The sequence below is a fragment of the Ruthenibacterium lactatiformans genome (assembly GCF_000949455.1).
GTDB classification, from domain to species: domain Bacteria; phylum Bacillota; class Clostridia; order Oscillospirales; family Ruminococcaceae; genus Ruthenibacterium; species Ruthenibacterium lactatiformans.
Window position 1 is genome coordinate 1 of record NZ_JXXK01000082.1, and the last position, 2,277, is coordinate 2,277.

Here is a 2,277-nt window from a genome sequence, read left to right on the forward strand (position 1 = left end):
GCCGCGGCTGGGGGAATAACAGCCGCAGGGGGAAGGAATGGGAAACAAAACGGCCGCGCCGTGGAATTTATCCACAGCGCGGCTGTTTTTAGCTGTCTTGAAAAAAGGTGCAGGCTCAGCCTTCCAGAATGTCGCCCAGAAGGACGTCCGCCATGATCAGGCTGCGCGGCACATGGAAAGGCCCTTTGAACGTGCTGCCTTTGCACGGCGGCTCGGTGGGCTTGCCGTCCCGGCGCAGATAACCGTACCATTCGCCGCAGACGTCGTCCGCAAAACAGGTTTTGCAGTACTCCGCCGTTTTGAAAAACCATTCCAGATACTTTTCGTCCTTTGTATCCCGGTAAGCCATCAGGCTGGCGATCAGGATCTCGTTGTGGGGCCACCACAGCTTCATGTCGTGCTCATACGCCTCCGGCGGCAGGCCCTTGCAGTCGATGAAGTACAGCAGGCCGCCGTATTCCTTGTCCCAGCCCGCTTCGATGGCAAAGTTGAACACGTCTTCGGCTTTTTTGTGCAGCGCCGCGTCGCCCGTTCGGTTGGCCTCCTCCATCAGGAACCAGCTGCATTCGATGTCATGCCCGGGGTTCACCACACGTCCGGCGGTGAAGTCGCCCTGGAACTCGCCATTCACGCCCACACTCTCCAGCGTGCATTTCATCTCCGGCTTGTGGTGATACGCAAAGATGTCGTGGACGCACTCGGCCGCATACCGGTCGTACAGCGCGGCCTGCTCCGGGTCTACGCGGCGCATCACGCCGGTCATATTCAAAAAGATCATCGGGTCCGCCAGTGCGCGGCCCGTGCGCGTCTCCGCAATGGTTTTGGGGCCCATTCCCGTGGGGTCCGGCATGCCGTGGTTCAGGTCATACACCAGCTGATACGCTTTGCGCGCGCGCTCCAGATGTTCCCGCTCGCCCGTCTGGCCGTAATACTCCGCGTTGCCGATGGCGTAAAAGCCTTCTGAGAAGCAGTACCGGCGCTGGCGCAGCGGTTTGCCGTCCGCCGTTACCGTGAAGTACAGCCTGTCCCCCGCCGTGCGGTTGATGCAGTGCTCCTCCAGAAAGTCCAGGCAGGACTTTGCGGCGTCCAGCCATTCCTGCTTTTTGCCGTACACGCGGCACAGGTACGAGAACGTCCACGCACAGCGCCCCTGCATCCACACGCTTTTGTCTGTGGAAAACACCTTGCCGTCACGCGTCAGGCAGGTGTAAACGCCGCCGTGCTCTTTGTCCATGCCGTGCTCCAGCCAGAACGAGACGCAGCTCCCCAGCTCCGCGCGGACCCAGTCCCGCCATGCCTGCAGTTTTTCCCTCTCCATTTGAAAAACCTTCTTTCCTTTATTCCGGCAGCTGTCGCTTGCCGGGAATGTCAAACCGTGCGGCCCGAGCGCGGCGGATGCCAGCCGCTGCCGATGTTCGCCGCAAGATACCCCGCCCCCATCAGCCCGGCGTTGTTTCCCAGTGCCGCGGGCACGACCCGGCATCCGCGGAAGCTGGGCTTGACCATCGGTGCGGCCATCCGTTCGAGCTGACTGAGGATATACGGCTCCCCCATGATGCCGCCGCCCAGCACCACCAGAGCCGGGTCAAAAGCGTGGATCAAGGATATGATACCACAGGCGACCTCGCGAATCCATGCATCTACTTCCTTTTTTATTGTCGGATCGTTCAAATGTGCAAAAATATCCCGTCCCGTGGTGAGCGCCGGGTAAAGCGCCGTTACGCGGGCCACCAGCGCAGAGGTGCTGGCGTAGCGCTCGTAGCTCCCCGTGCCCTGCCGCGCCGGGTCCACGGCCTCAGGATGCGTGACGAGCCCCCCGAACTCCCCCGCGCTGCCCGCGCGGCCACGGTACAGCCGGCCGCCGATATACACCGCACCGCCCACGCCCGTGCCGTAGCTCACCATCAGGAAATCCTGTTCGTCCCGCGCCGCCCCGAAGGCGAATTCTCCCGCCGCCGCGGCGTTCACGTCGTTTTCCACAGCCACCGGCAGGCCCAGCTCCCCCTCCAGGATCTGCCGCGGGTTCAGCCCCGTGTAGCCGGGGATATTGTCGCTCAGGCGGATAACGCCCGTCCGGGCGTCCACCTCGCCGGCGGTGGAGACGCCCACACGCTCCACGCCCGGCGTCTGCCGCACAAGCTGCGCCACGCGGGACAGCATCGCCCGCGCCCCGCCGCCTCCGTCCGTCGGCGTTTCCTCTACGCCTGTCAGCACGCCGTCCTCCAGCACGCCCGACTTGATGTATGTCCCTCCGATGTCGATACATGAGATTTTCAT

General features: G+C 63.0%; 2 protein-coding genes. Both read right to left on the reverse strand.

Annotated features, from left to right (window positions below):
• Positions 1-115 precede the first annotated feature (115 nt).
• Positions 116-1,318, reverse strand: a complete 1,203-nt coding sequence (locus tag TQ39_RS19720) for an AGE family epimerase/isomerase (RefSeq protein WP_050006795.1) — start codon at positions 1,316-1,318, stop codon at positions 116-118.
• A 50-nt stretch (positions 1,319-1,368) separates the two neighbouring features.
• Positions 1,369-2,277 (reverse strand): ROK family protein (locus TQ39_RS19725; protein WP_050006796.1); only part of this gene is annotated, 909 nt, incomplete at its 5' end.